The following is a 21,296-nucleotide window of genomic DNA, read 5'->3' as shown; positions in this document are numbered from 1 at the left end:
GCATGAAGTGGGGCACGAAATACGGCCCCGAATACGTCAACCGCCTCTACGCAATGGTGCGCCGCAATCTCAGCGGCGACTTCAAGTTCGTGTGCCTGACGGACGACGGCACCGGCATTCGCCCCGAAGTGACGTGCCTGCCGATTCCGCCGCTCAACCTCCATCTGGCGCCGGGCCAGCGCGACGGCGCGTGGAAGAAGCTCACCACTTTCGAAAAAGACCTGCACGGCCTGCGCGGCACTGCCCTCTTCCTGGACGTGGACGTGGTGATCGTGGGCAGCCTCGATGCATTCTTCGAGCATCCTGGCGAGTTCCTGATCATTCACGACTACGCGCGTCCCTGGCGGCGCCAGCGGATCACCGGAAACTCATCGGTCTACCGCTTTGAACTGGGTGCCCATGCCGACGTGCTGGCGTACTTTCGCGACAACATGGACAAGGTGCAGGCCGAGTACCGCAACGAGCAGACCTACCTGTCCGCCATGATGCACAAGCAGGGCAAGCTGGGCTATTGGCCCGCGGCCTGGTGCCCGAGCTTCAAGTACCACGGCATTCCCACGTGGCCGGCCAACTACTGGGAAGAGCCCTTTGTGCCCGAAGGCGCGCGCATCATGGTGTTCCACGGCGAATGCAATCCGCCGGATGCGCTGGCGGGCCGGCGCAACCGGGCCTTCCGCTACATCCGGCGGGCGAACTGGATCGCGAAGTTCTGGAAGGAATGAGCTGAACGGACAGGGGCGGCCGAGCGGCAGCGCCGCCGCAGGTCCTCAGCCTTCCGCGGGCGCCTTGGCAGCGCCCATGCGCCACAGCAGCGCACCGGCGCACAGCCACTGAACCAGGTACATGCCGCTTCCCACGGCGTGCCAGAGCTTCAGGTTGTCGCGCGCAAGAATCCGGGGCGCCACGGCATATTGCTGGAGCAGCGCCAGCAGCAAGGCACCCAGTATCAGGAAGATGGCCGTCATCGACGCGTTGTCGATGCGGTCGTCCATCTTGGTCCTGAAATGAACCAGCAGCAGCAGGCCGCAGCCGATGGCGATCCAGCTCTGCGCTTCGAACAGCTGCCCTGCGAAATTGCCCGCCACGGCGGGATTGCCGAGCCGTGCGAAAAGCATCGGCACGACCAGAAAGCCGATCGTCGTGAGGCTGCCCCACCAGAAGGCGGCGAGCAACAGCGCGAGGCGGTCCTTCATCGGGCGTGAATCAGGTGGTCAGATGTAGCGAACCGCCACGATCTCGTAGCGCTTCAGGCCGCCCGGGGCCTGCACCTCGGCGACGTCGCCCTCTTCCTTGCCGATGAGCGCACGCGCAATCGGGCTGGAGATATTGATGAGTCCAAGCTTCAGGTCGGCTTCATCCTCGCCGACGATCTGGTACTTGACCGCTTCGCCGGTTTCTTCTTCCTCAAGCTCCACCGTGGAGCCGAACACCACCTTGCCACCGGCATCGAGCTCGGCCGGATCGATGATCTGCGCAGCCGACAGCTTGCCTTCGACTTCCTGGATACGGCCTTCGATGAAGCCCTGGCGGTCCTTGGCGACTTCGTACTCGGCGTTTTCGCTCAGGTCACCCTGCGCGCGGGCTTCGGAAATCGCGTTGATGACCCAGGGGCGGTCCACGGTCTTGAGCTGGTGCAGCTCGGCGCGCAGCTTCTCGGCACCGCGCTTGGTAATTGGGATGGTGGCCATGTTTGGTTCTCCATAAAGCGAAACCGCCGAACGCTGCCGTTCGGCGGTCGATTGGGGGAAAGGATCAGACGAGTGTGCGTCCGGTCAGCCGGCTCAGGATGGCGAGCGGGCTCGAATTTGGATTGTATTGCTTCGACGCAGCCAGATGAAGGGTCTGCTCGAGCATGTACTGGCCCGCCATGACGGCGTGCGAGGTCTGGTCGGAAAAGCACACCCACACCGAGCCCGGCGGAAATTCGGCCTTCTCCTGCGGCGAATTTTCCTGGTAGGCCATGTCCGACTTCATGCCATCGTGCAGCTGCAGCATCAGGTGGTCGTACTCGCTGCGGAACGACTTGGTCACATGCAGCGCCTGCAGCAGCTTCGCCTGCCAGCGCACATAAGGCTTGGCACGCGGCAAGAAGCGCTTGGCAATGTCTTCGAACGGCTCGCCCACGCGCCACACGCGCGGTGCACCTTCGGGGTTCACGTTGGTGAACACGCGGAGGATGCGCTCGCCGTAGTTGGGCCGCGAAGGAAACGCATCGACGTGCAACCGGCGGTCGTCGGCGCGCCATGACTGCACGCGCGTCTCGACCTGTGCCGGCCGGTAGCTGGTCGGCGCCAGCCGCAGCGCCGGCGTGTAATGCGGCAGCAGGCCATGGATGAGTTGCTGCGCCTGCGCCCGAAACCGTCCCACCATTGCCGTTGCCTTGCGCTGCACGTCCTCGTCGCCGACGGCGCCCTTGAGCTTGCCGTTGGCGTCGAGGCTGATGTTGCGCACATCCGGCGACAGCAGGCTCGGCGTGAGCAGGCTGCGCTCTTCGGGCAGCAGCTCGAAGCCCAGGCGCGGAAAGTACAGCACCTTGCCCGCTTCCAGCTCGGCGATCCACGCCTCGTTGGGCGTGGCCGCGCTCCAGTCCGCGAGGTCGAGTTCGACGAGCTGCGTTTCCATGGCCACGCTCAGGCAGCTGCCAGCTGCGCGTGCATCTCCTGCACCGAGATCACGCCGAGCTCGTCCATGAAGCCCATGCCTTCGACCGCCGCTTCGGCACCAAAGATGGTGGTGAAGGTGGTCACGCGCGCGAGCAGCGCCGAGGTGCGGATCTGGCGAGAGTCGTTGATGGCGTTGCGGCGCTCTTCCACCGTGTTGATGACCAGGGCGATCTCGTTGTTCTTGATCATGTCCACGATGTGCGGGCGGCCTTCGGTCACCTTGTTCACCGTCGCGCATTCGATGCCTGCTGCGCCGATGGCGGCGGCCGTGCCCTTGGTGGCGATGATCTCGAAGCCCAGCTTGACCAGGCCGCGCGCCACTTCCACGGCGCGCGCCTTGTCGTTGTTCTTCACCGAGATGAAGACCTTGCCCGACTTCGGCAGGTGCGTACCCGCGCCCAGCTGCGACTTCACGAACGCTTCGCCGAAGGTCTTGCCCACGCCCATCACTTCGCCGGTCGACTTCATCTCGGGGCCGAGGATGGTGTCCACGCCCGGGAACTTGACGAACGGGAACACGGCCTCCTTCACGCTGAAGTACGGCGGCGTGACTTCCTTTGTCACCCCCTGCGACTTGAGCGACTGGCCGGCCATGCAGCGTGCCGCCACCTTGGCGAGCTGGATGCCCGTGGCCTTGCTCACGTAAGGCACGGTGCGCGAAGCGCGCGGGTTCACTTCGAGGACGTAGATGACGTCCTTGCCGTCCTTCTGCTGGATGGCGAACTGCACGTTCATCAGGCCCACCACGTTGAGCGCGGCGGCCATGGCGGCGCTCTGGCGCTTGAGCTCTGCAATGGTTTCGGCGCTCAGGCTGTAGGGCGGCAGCGAGCAGGCGGAGTCGCCCGAGTGCACGCCGGCTTGCTCGATGTGCTCCATCACGCCGCCGATCAGGGTCTGGCCCTCGGCATCGCGCAGGCAGTCGACGTCGCACTCGACGGCATCGTTCAGGAAGCGGTCGAGCAGCACCGGCGAGTCGTTGCTCACCTTGACCGCTTCGCGCATGTAGCGCTCGAGGTCGCGCTGCTCGTGCACGATTTCCATCGCGCGGCCGCCGAGAACATAGCTCGGGCGCACCACCAGCGGGTAGCCCAGCGCGGCGGCCTTTTCGAGCGCCTCGGGTTCGGTGCGCGCGGTGGCGTTCGGCGGTTGCAGCAGCTTGAGCTCATGCAGCAGCTTCTGGAAGCGCTCGCGGTCTTCGGCCGCGTCGATCATGTCGGGCGAGGTACCGATGATCGGCACGCCGTTGGCTTCGAGGTCGAGTGCAAGCTTGAGCGGCGTCTGGCCGCCGTACTGCACGATCACGCCGAGCGGCTTTTCCTTGTCGACGATCTCGAGCACGTCTTCGAGCGTGAGCGGCTCGAAGTACAGGCGGTCGCTCGTGTCGTAGTCGGTCGACACGGTCTCCGGGTTGCAGTTGACCATGATGGTCTCGTAGCCGTCCTCGCGCATGGCGAGCGCGGCATGCACGCAGCAATAGTCGAACTCGATGCCCTGGCCGATGCGGTTGGGACCGCCGCCGAGCACCATGATCTTCTTCTTGTCGGTCGGGTCGGCTTCGCACTCGTCCTCGTAGGTCGAATACATGTAGGCCGTGTTGGTCGCAAACTCGGCCGCGCAGGTGTCCACGCGCTTGTAGACCGGGCGCACGCCCAGGGCGCGGCGCTTCTCGCGGATGGCGGTGTCGGTGGTCTTGAGCTGGCGTGCCAGGCGGCGGTCGGAGAAGCCCTTCTTCTTCAACGCGAGCAGCGTGTCCTTGTCGATCTCGTCCAGCGACTTGGTTTCCAGCTCGAGCTCGATCTTCACGATCTCCTCGATCTGCACCAGGAACCACGGGTCGATCTTGGTCAGCGCGAACACTTCGTCCACGGAGAGGCCCATGGCGAAGGCATCGCCCACGTACCAGATGCGCTCGGGGCCGGGCTCGCCCAGTTCCTTCTCGAGCACTTCGCGGTCCTGCGTCTTTTCGTTCAAGCCGTCGACGCCCACTTCAAGGCCGCGCAGCGCCTTCTGGAACGACTCCTGGAAGGTGCGGCCCATGGCCATCACCTCGCCCACCGACTTCATCTGCGTCGTCAGGCGCGAATCGGCCTGCGGGAATTTCTCGAAGGCGAAACGCGGGATCTTGGTGACCACATAGTCGATCGACGGCTCGAACGATGCCGGCGTGGCGCCGCCGGTGATCTCGTTGCGCAGCTCGTCAAGCGTGTAGCCCACGGCCAGCTTGGCCGCGACCTTGGCAATCGGAAAGCCGGTGGCCTTCGACGCCAGCGCCGACGAACGCGACACGCGCGGGTTCATCTCGATGACGACCATGCGGCCGTCCTTCGGGTTGATGGAGAACTGCACGTTCGAGCCGCCGGTATCGACGCCGATCTCGCGCAGCACGGCCAGCGAGGCGTTGCGCAGGATCTGGTATTCCTTGTCGGACAGCGTCTGCGCGGGGGCCACGGTGATCGAGTCGCCGGTGTGCACGCCCATCGGGTCGAGGTTTTCGATCGAGCAGACGATGATGCAGTTGTCGGCCTTGTCGCGCACGACCTCCATCTCGTACTCTTTCCAGCCGAGCAGCGATTCTTCAATCAGCAGTTCGTTGGTCGGCGAGGCTTCGATGCCGCGCTTGCAGATGGTCTCGAACTCTTCCGGGTTGTAGGCAATGCCGCCGCCGGTGCCGCCGAGCGTGAAGCTGGGGCGGATCACGGTCGGGAAGCCGACCGACTTCTGCACGGCCCAGGCTTCGTCCATCGAGTGGGCGATGCCGGAGCGCGCCGAGCCGAGGCCGATCTTGGTCATCGCGTCCTTGAACTTCAGGCGGTCTTCGGCCTTGTCGATGGCTTCGGGCGTGGCGCCGATGAGTTCGACCGGCTTGTTGGTGGCAGCGCCGGTGTACTTGTCGAGCACGCCGTTGCGCCAGAGGTCGAGCGCGCAGTTGAGCGCGGTCTGGCCGCCCATGGTCGGCAGGATCGCGTCGGGGCGCTCCTTGGCGATGATCTTCTCGACCGTCTGCCAGGTGATCGGCTCGATGTAGGTCACGTCGGCCGTGGCCGGGTCGGTCATGATCGTCGCGGGGTTGCTGTTGATCAGGATGACCTTGTAGCCCTCCTCGCGCAGAGCCTTGCAAGCCTGCACGCCGGAGTAGTCGAACTCGCAGGCCTGGCCGATGATGATCGGGCCGGCGCCGATGATGAGAATGGATTTGAGGTCTGAGCGCTTGGGCATCTTATTTGTCCTTGGTGAAACCGATGCCGCGGCCGCTGTAGGCGCCCGGCTTCGGTTCATCCATCAGTTGATGGATCGCGTTGAATACATCGCGAAAGTTCTGGTCGTATCGCTGTTCCAGCGCGTTCAGCTTGCGCTTGAGATCGGTGTGCTCCGACAGCATGCTGCGCAGCTTGACGAAGGTCCGCATGATCTCGATGTTGACGGCCACGGCGCGTTCGCTGCGCAGCACGCTCGACAACATGGCCACGCCCTGTTCGGTGAAGGCCACGCTTCGGTAGCGCGCGCCGCCGGAACCAGGCTTCTCGGGTTTTGAGATCACAAGTTGTGATCTCAAGTTCTCGAGGTCCTGGTTCTCCAGGGTGAAGGCAAAGTCCGCGGGAAAACGATCGAGGTTGCGGCGCATGGCCTGCAACAACACCCGGGTCTCGACGCCATAGAGCGCGGCAAGGTCCTGCGCCAGCATGACCTTGAGGCCGCGCAGCACATAGATCTTGCCCTCGGCATCGCGCAAGGCAGCGATGACCGAGACGTCGAGCACCGCGGGTGCATCAGCCACGTGCCTGCTCCATGAGCGCGGTGAAGCGGTCGAACAGGTAGCCGATGTCGTGCGGGCCGGGCGAGGCTTCCGGGTGTCCCTGGAAGCAGAACGCCGGCTTGTCGGTACGCGCAAGGCCCTGCAGCGTGTTGTCGAACAGGCTGATGTGGGTGGCGCGCAAATTGGCCGGCAGCGATTTCTCGTCGACCGCGAAACCGTGGTTCTGGCTCGTGATGCTCACGCGGCCGTTGTCCAGGTCCTTCACCGGATGGTTCGCGCCGTGGTGGCCGAATTTCATCTTGAAGGTCTTCGCACCCGAGGCCAGCGCCATGATCTGGTGGCCCAGGCAGATGCCGAAGGTGGGAATGCCGGTTTCGATGAGCTCCTTGACCGCGCTGATGGCGTAGTCGCAGGGCTCCGGGTCGCCCGGGCCGTTGGCCAGGAAGATGCCATCGGGTTTGAGCTTGAGCACATCGGCGGCAGGCGTTTGCGCCGGCACCACGGTGATGCGGGCGCCGCGCTGCGCGATCATGCGCAGGATGTTCTTCTTGACGCCGTAGTCGAAAGCCACCACGTGGAACTTGGGCGTGATCTGCACGCCATAACCCGCGCCCAGCTTCCACTCGGTTTCGGTCCACTCGTAGGTCTGCTTCACCGACACGACCTTGGCCAGATCGAGCCCGGCCATGTTGGGCGCGCCCTTGGCGGCGGCAATGGCCTTGTCGATCAGCGCCTGCGTCACGGCTTCGCCCGCGGCCAGGCCGAGGATGCAGCCGTTCTGCGCGCCATGGGTGCGCAGGTGGCGGGTGAGCTTGCGGGTGTCGATGTTCGCAATGGCCACCGTCTTGCCCGCGACGAGGTATTCGCTCAGCGTCGCGGTCTTGCGGAAATTGGATGCGACGAGCGGCAGGTCTTTGATGATCAGGCCAGCGGCATGGATCTTGTCGGCTTCGATGTCTTCCCCGTTGACGCCGTAGTTGCCGATGTGCGGATACGTGAGCGTCACGATCTGCTGGCAATAACTCGGGTCGGTGAGGATTTCCTGGTAACCGGTCATGGAGGTGTTGAACACCACCTCACCGGTCGTGGAGCCGGCGGCTCCGATCGAATTGCCTTGAAAGACCGTGCCGTCTGCGAGCGCCAGGATGGCGGGCGGGAAACTTCCCTTGAGAGACAAAAGCACTGGGTTCTCCGGATGGTTACGGTCGCCCGGAGCCCCAGGCGCGTTGCCTGCGGACTGCTGCTTAAGGGGAAGATGGCGTTGTAGGCGGCCGGGCGACGCTATTGCGAGTAAGCCCCCGATTGTAGCCCGGCGCCGTCACCCTCTTGCCTCGGACAGGCGGAAAACATACGTTGCCGACGCCTTTACGGCGTCCAGAATCAGGAACCGGCCTGTGCAAGCGCGGCCGCGCCGCTCGCGTGCAGGCAGATGGCCGCCGCGGCCGCCACGTTCAGCGATTCCTCGCCGCCCGGCTGCGCAATGCGGATGTGGTGCGTTGCCCGAGCCTCCAGCGCCGGAGAAACGCCCTGTCCCTCGTGGCCCATCAGCCAGGCGCAGGGGTGCGGCAGGCGTGCCTGGTGCAGCCATTCGCCCCGGTGCGAACTGGTGGCCACCAGCGGCACTTTCAACTCGTCGAGCGCGTCGGCCTCCACGCCTTCGATCAACCGAAGGCCGAAATGTGCGCCCATGCCGGCCCGCAGCACCTTGGGTGCCCACAGCGCTGCCGTGCCCTTGAGCGCGATCACCTGCTTGAAACCGAAGGCCGCCGCACTGCGCAGGATGGAACCGGCGTTGCCGGCGTCTTGCAGGCGGTCGAGCACGACGCTCGGTGCGTGGGGCAGCAGCGCCGGCCGTTCGGGCAGGTCGAGCACGAAACCCATGGGCGCCGGCGACTCCAGGCCGCTGACGGCACGCAGCAGATCGTCGTCGACCACTACCGTTTTAATAGCAGCATTCACCCATTCGGCGGGAGATTGCGGCCAGAAAGATTCGGAAAAAACGGCGATGGCGGGCTTGATGCCCTTGGCAAGTGCCGCGCGGCAAAGGTGGTCGCCCTCCAGCCAGACGCGGCCAAGTCTGCGGTAGGCGCCCGGGTACTGCGCCAGCTTGCGCAAATCCTTGAGCAGCGGGTTGTCGCGCGAGCTGATATGGCTCGCGCCGGTCGGGGTGGTCATGTGGCGGGGAGCGGCTCAGGGGGCAGCGCGCAGATCGAGACGAACTGATTCGACCGTCAAGGGTGGCGCCGGCGTCACCGACGCAAGCATCATGGCCTCGGCCGGTACGGCAGCACCGGCGGCGGTGCGCGCCAGCGCTGCGGCCACCGGGCTGAACGAACGGCGGTGATGGACGCAGGCGCCGTGGCGCAGCAGCGCCTCGAGATGCTCCGGCGTGCCATAACCCTTGTGGCCGGCAAAGCCGTAATGAGGAAATTCGACGTGCAGTTGCTCGCACAGGCGGTCGCGGTGGACCTTGGCAAGGATGGACGCCGCGGAAATTGCCTTGATTCGCGCGTCGCCCTTCACGATGGCCTCGGCCAGCACATCGAGCGTGGGAAGGCGGTTGCCGTCGACCAGCACCTTCGCGGGCTTGAGGCGCAGCCCCTCCACCGCGCGGCGCATCGCGAGCATCGTGGCCTGCAGGATGTTGTGAGTGTCGATTTCCTCAACCGTGGCCTGGGCCACCGAGCAACACAGCGCCTTGGCAAGGATCTGGTCATGCAGGCGCTCGCGCTGCAAGGCAGTGAGCGTCTTGGAATCGGCGAGGCCTCGAATCGGGCGCTGGTCGTCGAGGATGACTGCCGCAGCGACCACCGGGCCGGCCAGCGGACCGCGGCCCGCCTCGTCGACGCCCGCAATCAGGCCCGGCGCATCCCACACCAGCGCCGCCTGCTCAGCCTTCAAGAACTTTCTGGATCGCATCGGCGCAAAGTGTCGGCGTATCGCGCTGCAGTTGCACGTGCAGCTCTGAAAATTTTTGTTGCAGCGCCCGGGTTTTTTCAGGCGCATCGAGCCACTCCAGCGTGGCGTGGGCCAGCGCCTCGGGCGTGGCGGCCTCCTGCAGCAGCTCGGGCACCACGAACTCGCGCGCCAGGATGTTGGGCAAACCGACCCAGGGCTGGAGCTGCTTGCGCTGCATGAGGCGCCACGAGAGCGCGTTCATGTTGTACGCAATGACCATCGGCCGTTTGAAAAGCGCCGCTTCGAGCGTGGCGGTCCCGCTGGCAATCAGCGTCACGTCGCACGCAGCCAGCGCGGCATGCGACTGGCCATCGAGCAGCTTCACCCGGCCCGCTGCGCCACTGGCCTGCAACAAGGCCTCCACCTCCACACGCAGCCCCGGAAGGATGGGGGCCACAAACTGAAGTGCCGGCCTTGCCTTGAGCATTTGCGCCGCGGCGGCGAAGAATCGCGCGGCCAGATAGCGCACCTCCGAACGACGGCTGCCGGGCAGCAAGGCGACGACCTCCGCATCCGGCGCCAAACCCAGCGCTGCACGGGCGGCGACACGATCGGGCGTCATCGGAATCACGTTGGCCAGCGGATGGCCGACGTAGCTGCCCTGCACTCCGTTTTCCGCCAGTAGCGCGGGCTCGAACGGAAAGATGCACAGCACATGGTCGGCCGCGGCGCGGATCTTTTCGATGCGCTCTGCACGCCAGGCCCAGATGGACGGACAGACGAAGTGCACGGTCTTCATGCCGCGGCTGCGCAACCCGGCCTCGAGATCGAGGTTGAAGTCGGGCGCATCGACGCCGATGAAGAGTTCGGGCCATTCGCGCAGCAGCCGTGCCTTGAGCTGACGGCGGATGCCGGCGATTTCGGCGTAGTGGCGCAGCACCTCGATATAGCCGCGCACCGCGAGTTTTTCTTGCGGCCACCAGCTCTGGAAACCATGCGCGAGCATTCGGGGGCCGCCGATGCCGGCGGTCTGGAGCGATGGCCAGCGCGCCTGCAGGCCGTCCAGGAGCAGGCCGGCCAGCAGGTCGCCGGACGCCTCTCCCGCGACCAGCGCGAACCGCCGCTGTTCGTCCTTGCCCATGCGACTGCTACTTCAGCGCGCGATGCCGCGCGTCGAGTTGGAGAGAAAACGCTCCATCAGCGCCACGTCCTCGGCCGCTTCAGGGGCTCCGGCCACCAAGGCGTTGATGCCGGCGCGCGCTTCTTCGAGCGTCTTGCCCTGCCGATAGAGCAGGCGATGCATCTGCTTCACCGCGGCCAGCCGGGCTGCCGAAAAATCGCGGCGGCGGAGGCCCACTACATTGAAGCCCCGCACCGCAAGCGGATTGCCGTCGACCAGCATGAAGGGAGGCACGTCCTGCGACACGGCACTGGCAAAGCCGACCATGGCGTGCGCACCGATCGAAACGAACTGGTGAATGCCCGTCAGCCCGCCGATCGTGACCCAATCGGCCAGATGCACATGGCCAGCCAGCGTGGTGTTGTTGGCGAGGGTGGTGTGGTTGTCGACACGGCAGTCGTGCGCAATGTGCGTGTACGCCATGATCCAGTTGTCGCTGCCCACGCGCGTGATGCCGCCCGCCCCCGGCACGCCGAGGTTGAAGGTGCAGAACTCGCGAATGACGTTGCGGTCGCCAATGACCAGTTCGGTGGGCTCGCCGGCGTATTTCTTGTCCTGCGGCACGGCGCCCAGCGACGAAAACTGGAAGATCCGGTTGTCGCGGCCGATGGTGGTGCGGCCCTCGATCACGCAATGCGCGCCGATGGTCGTACCTGCGCCAACCCGCACATGCGGGCCGATGATGGTGTAGGGCCCGACCGAAACCGAGGCGTCGAGTTCTGCCTTCGGATCGATGAGCGCTGTCGGATGAACCTGCGTCATGCCTTGTTGTAACCGCCGCAAGATCAATTGATCTGGCGCATGGCGCACATCAGCGTGGCCTCGCAGGCGAGCTCTGCACCCACAAGGGCACGGCCCTTGAACTTGGAGATGCCGGCCTTCATGCGCTCGATCTCGACTTCGAGCGTGAGCTGGTCGCCCGGCTCCACGGGACGCTTGAATCGCGCACCGTCGATGGCTGCAAAGTAGTAGACCGTGCTGTCGTCGGGCACGATGTCCAGCGAATGGAACGACAGCAGCGCCGCAGCCTGCGCCATGGCCTCGAGCATCAGCACGCCCGGCATGACCGGACGGTGAGGAAAGTGGCCGTTGAAGAACGGCTCGTTCATCGTCACGTTCTTGAGCGCCGTGATGCGCTTGCCCTTTTCCATGTCCAGCACGCGATCCACCAGCAGGAACGGGTAACGGTGGGGCAGCAGCTTGAGGATTTGATGGATATCGAGCGTCGTCGTCATGATTTTCTGTTCCTGCATCGTCTTCATTTTTTCTGGGGTGCCTTCTCCAGCGCCTTCAGTCGTTCGCGCAGGCTGTGCAACTGCTTGAGCGTTGCAGCATTTTTTTCCCAGCTCGCATTGTCGTCGATGGGGAACATGCCGGTGTACTGGCCGGCCTTGTGGATCGAGCGTGTGACCACCGTGGCCGCCGAAACGTGCACGCCATCCGCAACGGTCAGGTGACCCAGCACGATGGCACCGCCGCCGAAGGTGCAGTGCGCGCCGATGGTGGCGCTGCCCGCCACACCGACGCAGCCCGCCATGGCGGTGTGCTTGCCCACGCGCACGTTGTGGCCGATCTGGATGAGGTTGTCGAGCTTGACTCCGTCTTCGATGACGGTGTCGTCCAGCGCGCCGCGGTCGATGCAGGTGTTGGCCCCGATCTCGACGTCGTTGCCGATGCGCACTGCGCCCAACTGCTCGATCTTGACCCACTCACCCTTGTGCGGCGCCAGGCCGAAACCGTCGGCGCCGATTACCACGCCGGGATGCAGCAGGCAGCGCTCACCGACTACGCAGTCTTCGCTGATGGTCACGCGCGACTTCAGCACCGTGCCGCCCCCGACGCGTGCACCCCGCTCCACCACGCACAGGGCGCCGATGCGCGCTGTCGGGTCCACATGGGCTTCGGGATGGATGACCGCCGAGGGATGGATTCGATCGGCCTCCGGGCGCGCATGGTGCGCCTTCCAGAGCTGGGTGAGCCGCGCAAAGTAGAGGTACGGATCGGCCGCGACGATGAACGCTCCGCGCGCCGCTGCCGCCTCGCGCATGGCCGGCGAAACGATCACGCAGGCGGCCTTGGAGGCCGCCAGATCCTGCTGGTATTTGGGATGGCTCAGGAAACTGAGCGCATCGGGCTGAGCGTTCTGCAGCGGCGCGAGCCGCTCGATGGAGAGCGCAGCGTCCCCGTGGAGCTCGCCCCCGAGGGCGTCAACAATGGCTCCGAGCTGCAATGCCACGCCGTTTTTGCGGCGTTATTTGCCGCCCGCAGGCGCGGAGGAAGTGGTCGAGGCGTTCAGCGCCTTGATCACCTTGTCCGTGATGTCGTGCTTCGGATTGATGTAGATCGCTTCCTGCAGGATGGCGTCGTACTTTTCAGCCTCGGCCACCTGCTTCACCACGCGGTTGGCACGCTCGTAGACCTGCTGGAGCTCTTCGTTCTTGCGCGCATTGAGATCTTCCTGGAACTCGCGGCGGCGGCGCTGGAAATCACGGTCCTGGTCGACCAGCGCGCGCTGGCGTGCCGTGCGCTGGCTTTCCGACAACGTAGGCGCCTCGCGCTCGAACCTTTCGGAAGCCGACTTCAACGCCTCGCCCTGCGTCGTGAGGTCTTTCTCGCGCTTGAGGAACTCGGACTCGAGCTTGGCTTGCGCAGCCTTGGCCGGCTGGGCTTCGCGCAGCACGCGGTCCGGATTCACGAATCCGATGCGAAAAGTCTCCTGCGCCTGGGCAGCAGGCGCGGCAACCAGCGCAAAAACGGGGATCAACAACGCGCCAGCTGCGGCGCGGATCAAATGCGTCATTTAGAAAGAAGTTCCGATCTGGAATTGCAAGCGCTGAATTCTATCCTTCGGGATCGTAATGAAGCCGGTCGCCGGATCCACCACTTCCTTCTGGGACCTGATGGGGAAAGCGTAGGCCAGGCGCAGCGGGCCGAGCGGCGAAATCCAGCTGACGCCAAGGCCGACGGAGGCGCGCAGCTTCTTCTGGGCCTTGTACTGGGCGTCGGTCAGGCCTTCGGCCCGCGAGCCGAACACATTGCCGACGTCGAAGAAGCCGTAGAGGCGAAGAGTGCGGTCGTTGCCGGCGCCGGGGAACGGCGTGCTGAGCTCGGCATTGAAGATCGCCTTCTTGGTGCCGCCCAGGGCGGCGCCTTCGGTCTGGCCAAGTAGCGGCGCGTCGCGCGGACCCAGCGAGTTCTGCTCGAAACCGCGGATCGAACCCAGGCCACCGGCATAGAAGTTCTTGAAGATCGGGAAGGTCTTGCCGCCGAACGCCTTGCCGTAGCCGACTTCGCCGTTGATCGCGAAGGTGTACTGCTTGCTGATCGGGAAGAACTGCTGGTACTGGTAGCTCGTCTTGAGGTACTTCATGTCCCCGCCGACACCCAGCTCGACATTGGCGCGCTGCAGGCGGCCGCTCGTCGGAATCAGCGCGCTGTCGCGGCTGTCGCGGCCCCAGCCGATGGTCAGCGGCACGCCCCACACGCTGTCCTGGTCGCATCGCGAGACGAACAACCCGCTGGCGTCGGTCTTGCACTGGAAGTAGTCGCGGTACGACTTCGGCGTAAGGAAGGCGAACGAGCTCTGCGCGTCGAAGGCGTAACGCTCCAGGCCGACGCCGAAGAAGACCGTATCGACTTCGCTGAACGGCACGCCAAAGCGGATGGAAGCGCCCTGGTTGACCAGCTTGTAGTCGCCGTCGACCGAGTAGTTGTACGGCCGCGTGGTGGTGTGATAGACGCTCACCGTGCGCGAGATCCCGTCCTGCGTGAAGTACGGGTCGGTGGTGGTCAGCGAAAGCGTGCGGTTGTACTTGCTGGTGTTGACCTGCAAGCCGAGGAAGTTGCCCGAACCGAACACGTTCTCCTGCGAGATACCGAAGGTGAGAGCCACCTTCTCGGCGCTGGAGTAGCCGGCGCCGAGCTGCAGGCTGCCGGTAGGCTTTTCCGCCACGTTCACGACCAGGTCGACCTGGTCGGGCGAACCCGGGATTTCCTGAGTTTCGACGTTCACTTCGGTGAAGAAGCCGAGACGGTCCACCCGGTCGCGCGAGATCTTGATCTTGTCGCCGTCGTACCACGAAGCTTCGAACTGGCGGAATTCGCGCCGGATCACTTCGTCGCGCGTCTTGGCGTTGCCGCCCACGGCCACGCGGCGCACATAGACGCGGCGCGACGGTTCGGCTTGCAGCGTCAGCGTCACGCGGTTGTTGACGCGGTCGATTTCAGGACGGGCCTGCACGCGCGCGAACGCGTAGCCGAAGGTACCGAAATAATCGGTGAAGGCCTTGGTGGTTTCGGTGACCTGCTCGCCGTTGTACGGCTCGCCGGGCTTGATGGTCACGAGCGACTTGAACTCTTCGTCGCGGCCGAGGTAGTTGCCGTCGAGCTTGACGCCGGCCACCACGAACTTCTCGCCTTCGGTGATGTTCACCGTCACCGTCAGGTCCTGCCTGTCGGGCGAAATGGCCACCTGGGTCGAATCGATGCGGAACTCGAGGTAGCCGCGCGTGATGTAGTACGAGCGAAGCGTTTCCAGGTCGGCGTTCAGCTTGGTGCGCGAGTACTGGTTCGACTTGGTGTACCAGCTCATGAAGCCGCCGCTGTCCTGGTCGAACAGGCTCAGCAGCGTCGATTCGCTGAAGGCCTTGTTGCCGACCACGCGCACTTCGCGGATGCGGGCCGAATCGCCCTCGGTCACGGTGAACGTGAGATTGACGCGGTTGCGCTCGATGGGCGTGACCGTGGTCACGACCTGCGCGTTGTAGAGGCTGCGGCTCACGTACTGGCGCTTGAGCTCCTGCTCCGCACGGTCGGCCAGGGCCTTGTCGTAGGGCCGGCCGTCGGTCAGGCCGACTTCGCGCAGCGCCTTCTGGAGCGCGGCCTTGTCGAATTCCTTGGTGCCGACGAAATCGACGTCAGCGATGGTGGGCCGCTCTTCGACGATCACCACCAGCACGTTGCCGTTGACGTCGATGCGCACGTCCTTGAACAAACCCAGTTCGAACAGCGCGCGGATGGCCGCCGATCCGCGTTCGTCGCTGTAGGTATCGCCCACACGCAGCGGCAGCGACGCGAAGATCGTGCCGGGCTCCACGCGTTGCAAGCCTTCGACGCGAATGTCGCGCACCGTGAAAGGCTCGACGGCCCAGGCTGCGGTGGCCGCCAGGGCGCTGGCCACTACCGCGGCAACGCTACGCAGGCGAAAGCGACTGAAGTTTGTGTTCATCTGTGAATTGGGCCGGCGCGGAAAGGGCCGGCAGAAAGTTAACCAAAGAGCCGCGTGACGTCGTTGAAAAGTGCGACCGACATCATGACCAGCAGCAAAGCGACACCGCCGCGCTGAAGCCGTTCCATCCAAGCGTCAGAAACGCTCTTGCCGGTCAGGCCCTCCCAAAGATAATACATCAGGTGTCCCCCATCGAGGACTGGCAGCGGCATGAGATTGAGCACACCCAGGCTCACGCTGATCAGCGCAAGGAACACCAGGTACTGGGTCAGCCCGAGGCTTGCGGACTTGCCCGCATAGTCGGCGATCGTGAGCGGCCCGCTCAAGTTCTTGAGCGAAGCTTCGCCGATGACCATCTTGCCCATCATGCGAACGGTGAGCGCCGAGACCTCCCAGGTGCGCACGATGCCGCGCCAGATACCATCGACGGGGCCCTGCCGAACCGTGACCATTTCGGGCGGCGCGCCCACGTAGGCGCCGATCCGGCCGACCTTCACGCTCGCCTCTTCACGCAGCTCCGGCCTGACTTCGAGCTCGACCAGTTGGCCGCCGCGCTGCACCTGCCAGGTTTGAACGCGCGGCTGATCGCCGTCGATCGAAGTGCGGATCAACTCGCGCAGTTGCTGCCCATCGACGATGGGCGTGTTGCCGATGGCCCGGACCAGATCGCCGTTGCGCAGGCCGGCGCGTTCTGCGGCGCTGCCCGCCATGACCTCGCCGATCTCGGGCCGCGTGAGCGGAGCGAGCACGCCGATCTTGCGGAACATCTGCGGGTCGGCGTCCTTGGCCTGCATGCGGCTCAGCGGCAGCACGAGCTGGCGTTCGGGCCGGCCGCCCTCGCCTGCGATTTCGAGCGTCAGGTCCTGGCCGTCGAGGGCGCCGCGCGTCATGCGCCAGCGAAGGTCTTCGAACGACTGCACCGGCTCCAGGTCGCCGTCGAAGCCGGCGTGCGTGATGTGTTCACCGCCGCGCAAGCCTGCGGCTTCCGCGAGCGAGGCCGCCACGGGGCGGGCCAGCTTGGCGACGGGCTCATCCACGCCGATCCAGTTGACGGCCGTATAGAGCACCACCGCGAGCAGCAGGTTGGCGATGGGCCCGGCGGCGACGATGGCCGCGCGCGCACGCAGCGGTTGGGTGTTGAAGGCGCGGTGCCGTTCTTCGGGTGCTACCGGCCCTTCGCGCTCATCGAGCATCTTGACGTAGCCGCCAAGGGGGAATGCGCCGATAACGAATTCTGTCGACTGGCCGGGATGCTGGCGCTTGGGCTGCCAGCGGTAGAGCGTCTTGCCGAAGCCCACCGAGAACCGCAACACTTTGACGCCGCAAGCGACGGCGACGCGGTAGTGGCCGTATTCGTGCACGGCAATCAGCACGCCGATGGCAACCACAAAGGCTATGACAGTGAGCATCCGAGTCCTCGGTTGTCTGGCGTATCAGGCCGCAAAACGCAGCGCCGCGGCATTGGCGGCCGCGCGGGCACTGGCATCGAGCGCCAGCAGGTCCGCCAGCGATGCGGGCTTGGAGGGAGAAATGGCTTCCAAAGTTTCCATGTTGACCGCATGAATGCGATCGAAGCGAAGCCGCCGGTCAAGAAAGGCCTCGACCGCGACTTCGTTGGCAGCATTGAGCACCGCCGTGGTCCCGGGAGCCGCGCGGAGCGCGTGCCAGGCCAGGCCCAAGCCCGGGAAGAGCGCTGCATCGGGGGCATCGAAGCTCAGTGCCGCCATCTGGCGGAAGTCCAGGCGCCCCGCCCCGCTTTCGATGCGCTCTGGCCAGGCCAGACCGACGGCAATGGGCACGCGCATGTCGGGCGTGCCGAGTTGCGCGATGACTGACGCATCGGTGAACTGGACCATCGAATGCACCACGCTCTGCGGATGGATGACCACCTCGATCTGCTCGGGCTGCACGCCGAACAGGTGGCGAGCCTCGATCACCTCGAGCGCCTTGTTCATCATGGTGGCGGAATCGACCGAAATCTTGCGCCCCATGACCCAGTTCGGATGCGCACAGGCCTGCTCAGGCGTCACCGCGCCCAGGGTGCCGGGCGCGCGAGTGCGGAACGGGCCACCCGAAGCGGTCAGGATGATCTTGTCGATCCGCCGCGACCAGGTGGACGGATCTTCAGGCAGCGACTGGAAGATGGCCGAGTGCTCGCTGTCGATCGGCAGCAGCGTGGCGCCGCCTTCGTGCACGGTGCGCATGAAAAGCTCGCCGCCGACCACCAGCGCCTCCTTGTTGGCCAGCAGAAGCCGCTTGCCGGCGCGCGCGGCAGCCAGGCAGGGGCCAAGGCCCGCAGCACCCACGATGGCGGCCATGACGGCATCGACCTCTTCGTGAGATGCTATTTTTTCTATAGCACCAGGACCGCTCAGGACGTTCGTCGGGAGATTGTTCTGTTCGAGCTTTTCCGCCAGCAGCGCCGCGTGCGGGGCACTGGCCATGACCGCGAAACGGGGCGAGAACCGCGCGCATTGCGCCAGCAGTTCGTCGACCTTGGTCGCTGCGGAGAGTGCAAAAACCTCGAAGCGCTCGGGGTGCCGGGAAATGACGTCGAGCGTGCTGACCCCGACCGAGCCGGTCGAGCCCAGCACCGTGATGCGTTGTTTGGGTGTGTTCACAAGGAAGCCAGCATCATTGCGATGGGAAGCGCAGGCAAGAGGGCATCCACGCGGTCGAGCACGCCGCCGTGGCCCGGCAGCAGGCGGCTGCTGTCCTTGGCGCCGGCGCTGCGCTTGATCAGCGATTCGACCAGGTCGCCGACCACGCTCATCGCGGCAAGAAACACCACGCCCACGAGCAGCAGCCACCAGCCGCGTTCATGCAGCCGGGTATAGAGGCTTGCCACGGTTGCACCGGCCGCCTTGTCGGCCCAGACCCACGCGAAGGCCAGCACCACCACGCCCGCCATGCCGCCCCATACGCCTTCCCAGCTCTTGCCGGGGCTGATGGCGGGCGCGAGCTTGCCGCGGGTGAACTTGAGGCCGAAGGCGCGTCCCGCGAAATAGGCGAAGACGTCGGCCACCCAGACCAGCACAAGAATGGAAAGCAGAAAGTTGATGCCGACCATGCGCGCCTGCACGGCCGCGAGCCACGCCACCCAGAGCGCCAGCAACCCGCCGACCAGCCGCAGGCCGCGCGGAATGCGGGGCCAGCCCGGCACCGCCACGCGCAGCAGCGCGGCGCCACCAAGCACCCAGGCTGCACTGGCCAGCAGCCACATGAGCATCAGCGGCCGTTCGAGCAACCCGAGCCACCACGACAACGCGCAAAGCGCCACCGTTTCCAAGCCGAGGAACACCGACAGCTGCTGTCCATACCCGTTGAGGCGGCCCCATTCCCAGGCTGCGGCACCAATCAGCACCAGCATGACGCAGGCAAATGGAACGTGCGAGGGATAGAAGAGCGCCGGCAGCAGGATCGCTAGCAGGACGATGGCCGTGAGGATGCGTTGTTTGAGCATGCGGCGGTATTTCGGGCCGTTGAAGGCCGTCAGGCCAACTGGCGATCCGAGGTGGAATCGCTGCCGGCCGTGACCTGTGCGGAAGTCTTACCGAAACGGCGCTCGCGAAGCTGGAACGCGGCAATTCCCGCGTCCAGCTCGGCTTCGTCGAACTCCGGCCACAGCTTGTTGCTGAAGAACAGCTCCGCATAGGCGCTTTGCCACAGCAGGAAGTTCGACAGGCGCTGCTCACCGCCAGTGCGAATGAGCAGGTCGGGGTCTGGCACATGGGCCAGGGCCATCGCGCGATCGAGGTTGGCTTCGGTAAGCGGCTCGCCCTGCTCGGCCAGCTTGGCGGCTGCCCGTGCAATGTCCCATCGGCCGCCATAGTTGAAGCAGACGTTGAGTATGAGCTTGGTGTTCTGCGCCGTGGCCTCTTCGGCATCGACCAGGCCTTGCACCATCTTTTTGGAGAGCCCGGCCCGCTCGCCGACGAAGTGCAGCCGCACGCCGTCGCGGCTCAGCTTGGGCACTTCGCGTGCGAGCGCACCGACCATGATTTCCATCAGCCCCGAAACCTCTTCGGGCGGCCGGTTCCAATTTTCAGACGAAAACGCGAACACCGTCAGAATGCCCACGCCGCGATCGACGCATGCCCTGACGCAGCGGCGCAGCGATTCGACGCCCTGCTTGTGGCCCGCCACGCGAGGCAGGAATCGCCGCGTGGCCCAGCGTCCGTTGCCATCCATGACGATGGCAATATGGTGGGGAATCTGCAGCGAAGACGAGGCCATGCGCAGCCTCAAACGGCCATGATCTCCGCTTCCTTGGCCGCGACCAGCCGGTCGATTTCCGCGATGTGGCGGTCGGTGACCTTCTGGATCTCGGCCTCGGCGCGCTTCTGGTCGTCTTCGGAGGCAAGCTTTTCCTTGACCAGCTTCTTGACCGCTTCGTTCGCGTCGCGGCGCAGGTTGCGCGTGGCGATCTTGGCGCTTTCGCCTTCGTTGCGGACCAGCTTGGTCATTTCCTTGCGGCGCTCTTCGCTCATTGCGGGAAGCGGCACGCGGATCAGGTCGCCCATCGACGCCGGGTTCAGGCCCAGGTCGCTTTCGCGGATGGCCTTCTCGATCTTGGCGCCCATGCCCTTTTCCCAGGGCTGGACGCTGATGGTGCGCGAGTCGAGCACCGACACGTTGGCCACCTGGCTCAGGGGAACCTGCGAGCCGTAGTACTCCACATGGATCGAGTCGAGCAGCGCGGAGTTGGCGCGGCCGGTACGGATCTTGGTGAGGTTGTTCTGGAACGCAGCCAGCGACTGGTTCATCTTCGCATCGGTCGTGCTGCGAATTTCTGCAATGGTAGGGGTCGTCATCTCAATACTCCTCAGGCATGCACCAGCGTGCCTTCGTCCTCGCCCATGACGACGCGCTTGAGTGCGCCGTTCTTGAAGATCGAGAACACCTTGATCGGCAGCTTCTGGTCGCGGCACAGCGCAAAGGCCGTGGCGTCCATGATGCCGAGATTTTGCGCGATTGCCTCGTCGAAGGTGAGCGTGGAATAGCGCGTTGCATCCGGATGGGTCTTGGGGTCGGCGGAATAGACACCGTCGACCTTGGTCGCCTTGAGCACCAGCTCGGCGCCGATTTCGGCCCCGCGCAGCGCGGCGGCCGTGTCGGTGGTGAAGAACGGGTTGCCGGTACCGGCGGCAAACACAACGACCTTGCCCTCTTCGAGGTACTGCAGCGCCTTGGGCCGCACGTAGGGCTCGACCACCTGCTCGATGGCAATGGCGGACATGACGCGCGCCACCAGCCCTTGCTTGTTCATGGCATCGGCCAGCGCCAGCGAGTTCATCACCGTGGCCAGCATGCCCATGTAATCGGCCGTGGCGCGGTCCATTCCGACCGAGCCTCCCGCGACACCGCGGAAGATGTTGCCGCCGCCGATGACGACGGCGACTTCCACACCCATATTCACCACTTCGGCCACCTCTTCGACCATGCGGACGATGGTGGCACGGTTAATACCAAAGGCATCGTCTCCCATCAACGCCTCACCCGACAGCTTCAACAAGATTCGCTTGTGGGCTGGACGGGGATCAGACATGGGCAATTTCCTTACTTGGGTTGGCG

The 21,296-nt window shown here is 65.0% G+C and carries 21 protein-coding genes; 1 reads left to right on the top strand and 20 read right to left on the bottom strand.

Annotation, left to right across the window (positions count from 1 at the left end; genetic code table 11):
* The first annotated feature begins 2 nt into the window (after nt 1–2).
* Nucleotides 3–722, top strand: coding sequence for a glycosyltransferase (locus EJI00_RS23175; RefSeq protein ID WP_260590822.1), 720 nt, complete (start codon nt 3–5; stop codon nt 720–722).
* 45 nt (nt 723–767) lie between these two features.
* On the opposite strand, the gene EJI00_RS23170 is transcribed toward EJI00_RS23175, so the two are convergent.
* From EJI00_RS23170 to pyrH, 20 genes are all read right to left on the bottom strand, one after another.
* A complete protein-coding gene (locus EJI00_RS23170) occupies nt 768–1,193 on the bottom strand; it encodes a DUF4149 domain-containing protein (protein WP_126749828.1) in 426 nt (141 codons plus the stop codon).
* Between the two features lie 18 nt (nt 1,194–1,211).
* A complete protein-coding gene (greA, locus tag EJI00_RS23165) occupies nt 1,212–1,688 on the bottom strand; it encodes a transcription elongation factor GreA (RefSeq protein ID WP_126749827.1) in 477 nt (158 codons plus the stop codon).
* 64 nt (nt 1,689–1,752) lie between these two features.
* Nucleotides 1,753–2,622 carry a Kdo hydroxylase family protein gene (locus EJI00_RS23160; RefSeq protein ID WP_126749826.1) on the bottom strand — a complete coding sequence of 290 codons (870 nt, stop codon included), beginning with the start codon at nt 2,620–2,622 and terminating at the stop codon, nt 1,753–1,755.
* Nucleotides 2,623–2,630: 8 nt separating this feature from the next.
* The gene (gene carB / locus EJI00_RS23155) at nt 2,631–5,879 is read right to left on the bottom strand and encodes a carbamoyl-phosphate synthase large subunit (protein WP_126749825.1); all 3,249 of its coding nucleotides are present in this window, start codon (nt 5,877–5,879) and stop codon (nt 2,631–2,633) included.
* A gap of 1 nt (nt 5,880) precedes the next feature.
* Nucleotides 5,881–6,420: an ORF6N domain-containing protein gene (locus EJI00_RS23150; RefSeq protein WP_260590821.1), complete on the bottom strand. Its 540-nt coding sequence runs from the start codon at nt 6,418–6,420 to the stop codon at nt 5,881–5,883.
* A 10-nt stretch (nt 6,421–6,430) separates the two neighbouring features.
* A complete protein-coding gene (carA, locus tag EJI00_RS23145) occupies nt 6,431–7,600 on the bottom strand; it encodes a glutamine-hydrolyzing carbamoyl-phosphate synthase small subunit (protein WP_126749823.1) in 1,170 nt (389 codons plus the stop codon).
* 197 nt (nt 7,601–7,797) lie between these two features.
* Entirely contained in the window at nt 7,798–8,592 is a 795-nt protein-coding gene (locus EJI00_RS23140) for a TrmH family RNA methyltransferase (RefSeq protein WP_126749822.1), read from the bottom strand.
* 15 nt (nt 8,593–8,607) lie between these two features.
* Entirely contained in the window at nt 8,608–9,336 is a 729-nt protein-coding gene (gene rnhB / locus EJI00_RS23135) for a ribonuclease HII (RefSeq protein WP_126749821.1), read from the bottom strand.
* On the bottom strand, nt 9,308–10,456 hold the full coding sequence (gene lpxB / locus EJI00_RS23130) for a lipid-A-disaccharide synthase (protein WP_126749820.1): 1,149 nt from the start codon (nt 10,454–10,456) through the stop codon (nt 9,308–9,310). Before lpxB ends, rnhB begins: the two co-directional genes overlap by 29 nt.
* Before the next feature lie 12 nt (nt 10,457–10,468).
* Nucleotides 10,469–11,257 (bottom strand): acyl-ACP--UDP-N-acetylglucosamine O-acyltransferase, encoded by a 789-nt coding sequence (lpxA, locus tag EJI00_RS23125; RefSeq protein WP_126749819.1) that lies wholly within the window; start codon nt 11,255–11,257, stop codon nt 10,469–10,471.
* A gap of 23 nt (nt 11,258–11,280) precedes the next feature.
* A complete protein-coding gene (gene fabZ, locus EJI00_RS23120) occupies nt 11,281–11,730 on the bottom strand; it encodes a 3-hydroxyacyl-ACP dehydratase FabZ (protein WP_126749818.1) in 450 nt (149 codons plus the stop codon).
* Between the two features lie 23 nt (nt 11,731–11,753).
* Nucleotides 11,754–12,731 carry a UDP-3-O-(3-hydroxymyristoyl)glucosamine N-acyltransferase gene (lpxD, locus tag EJI00_RS23115; protein ID WP_126749817.1) on the bottom strand — a complete coding sequence of 326 codons (978 nt, stop codon included), beginning with the start codon at nt 12,729–12,731 and terminating at the stop codon, nt 11,754–11,756.
* A 15-nt stretch (nt 12,732–12,746) separates the two neighbouring features.
* Nucleotides 12,747–13,295, bottom strand: a complete 549-nt coding sequence (locus EJI00_RS23110) for an OmpH family outer membrane protein (RefSeq protein WP_126749816.1) — start codon at nt 13,293–13,295, stop codon at nt 12,747–12,749.
* The gene (gene bamA, locus EJI00_RS23105; protein WP_126749815.1) at nt 13,296–15,722 is read right to left on the bottom strand and encodes an outer membrane protein assembly factor BamA; all 2,427 of its coding nucleotides are present in this window, start codon (nt 15,720–15,722) and stop codon (nt 13,296–13,298) included.
* 38 nt (nt 15,723–15,760) lie between these two features.
* Nucleotides 15,761–17,131, bottom strand: a complete 1,371-nt coding sequence (gene rseP, locus EJI00_RS23100; RefSeq protein ID WP_126749814.1) for an RIP metalloprotease RseP — start codon at nt 17,129–17,131, stop codon at nt 15,761–15,763.
* 24 nt (nt 17,132–17,155) lie between these two features.
* Nucleotides 17,156–18,343, bottom strand: a complete 1,188-nt coding sequence (gene ispC, locus EJI00_RS23095; RefSeq protein ID WP_126749813.1) for a 1-deoxy-D-xylulose-5-phosphate reductoisomerase — start codon at nt 18,341–18,343, stop codon at nt 17,156–17,158.
* Entirely contained in the window at nt 18,340–19,185 is an 846-nt protein-coding gene (locus EJI00_RS23090) for a phosphatidate cytidylyltransferase (RefSeq protein WP_126749812.1), read from the bottom strand. Before EJI00_RS23090 ends, ispC begins: the two co-directional genes overlap by 4 nt.
* A gap of 29 nt (nt 19,186–19,214) precedes the next feature.
* Nucleotides 19,215–19,958 carry a polyprenyl diphosphate synthase gene (uppS, locus tag EJI00_RS23085; protein WP_126749811.1) on the bottom strand — a complete coding sequence of 248 codons (744 nt, stop codon included), beginning with the start codon at nt 19,956–19,958 and terminating at the stop codon, nt 19,215–19,217.
* 8 nt (nt 19,959–19,966) lie between these two features.
* A complete protein-coding gene (gene frr, locus EJI00_RS23080; protein WP_126749810.1) occupies nt 19,967–20,536 on the bottom strand; it encodes a ribosome recycling factor in 570 nt (189 codons plus the stop codon).
* Between the two features lie 11 nt (nt 20,537–20,547).
* Nucleotides 20,548–21,270, bottom strand: coding sequence for a UMP kinase (gene pyrH, locus EJI00_RS23075; protein WP_012747709.1), 723 nt, complete (start codon nt 21,268–21,270; stop codon nt 20,548–20,550).
* Nucleotides 21,271–21,296 lie beyond the last annotated feature (26 nt).

Origin of the sequence: Variovorax sp. DXTD-1, from assembly GCF_003984625.1 — a bacterium.
Classification (GTDB): Bacteria; Pseudomonadota; Gammaproteobacteria; order Burkholderiales; family Burkholderiaceae_C; genus Variovorax.
Note: the sequence above shows the minus strand (reverse complement) of the source record. Positions and strands in the feature narration are given on the sequence as shown.

Bases quoted from the DNA above. Each gene is read 5' to 3' on its own strand.
- EJI00_RS23175 (WP_260590822.1), top strand. From the start codon at position 3: ATGAAGTGGGGCACGAAATACGGCCCCGAATACGTCAACCGCCTCTAC.
- EJI00_RS23170 (WP_126749828.1), bottom strand. From the start codon at position 1,193: ATGAAGGACCGCCTCGCGCTGTTGCTCGCCGCCTTCTGGTGGGGCAGC.
- greA (WP_126749827.1), bottom strand. From the start codon at position 1,688: ATGGCCACCATCCCAATTACCAAGCGCGGTGCCGAGAAGCTGCGCGCC.
- EJI00_RS23160 (WP_126749826.1), bottom strand. From the start codon at position 2,622: ATGGAAACGCAGCTCGTCGAACTCGACCTCGCGGACTGGAGCGCGGCC.
- carB (WP_126749825.1), bottom strand. From the start codon at position 5,879: ATGCCCAAGCGCTCAGACCTCAAATCCATTCTCATCATCGGCGCCGGC.
- EJI00_RS23140 (WP_126749822.1), bottom strand. From the start codon at position 8,592: ATGACCACCCCGACCGGCGCGAGCCATATCAGCTCGCGCGACAACCCG.
- rnhB (WP_126749821.1), bottom strand. From the start codon at position 9,336: ATGCGATCCAGAAAGTTCTTGAAGGCTGAGCAGGCGGCGCTGGTGTGG.
- lpxB (WP_126749820.1), bottom strand. From the start codon at position 10,456: ATGGGCAAGGACGAACAGCGGCGGTTCGCGCTGGTCGCGGGAGAGGCG.
- lpxA (WP_126749819.1), bottom strand. From the start codon at position 11,257: ATGACGCAGGTTCATCCGACAGCGCTCATCGATCCGAAGGCAGAACTC.
- fabZ (WP_126749818.1), bottom strand. From the start codon at position 11,730: ATGACGACGACGCTCGATATCCATCAAATCCTCAAGCTGCTGCCCCAC.
- EJI00_RS23110 (WP_126749816.1), bottom strand. From the start codon at position 13,295: ATGACGCATTTGATCCGCGCCGCAGCTGGCGCGTTGTTGATCCCCGTT.
- bamA (WP_126749815.1), bottom strand. From the start codon at position 15,722: ATGAACACAAACTTCAGTCGCTTTCGCCTGCGTAGCGTTGCCGCGGTA.
- rseP (WP_126749814.1), bottom strand. From the start codon at position 17,131: ATGCTCACTGTCATAGCCTTTGTGGTTGCCATCGGCGTGCTGATTGCC.
- EJI00_RS23090 (WP_126749812.1), bottom strand. From the start codon at position 19,185: ATGCTCAAACAACGCATCCTCACGGCCATCGTCCTGCTAGCGATCCTG.
- uppS (WP_126749811.1), bottom strand. From the start codon at position 19,958: ATGGCCTCGTCTTCGCTGCAGATTCCCCACCATATTGCCATCGTCATG.
- frr (WP_126749810.1), bottom strand. From the start codon at position 20,536: ATGACGACCCCTACCATTGCAGAAATTCGCAGCACGACCGATGCGAAG.
- pyrH (WP_012747709.1), bottom strand. From the start codon at position 21,270: ATGTCTGATCCCCGTCCAGCCCACAAGCGAATCTTGTTGAAGCTGTCG.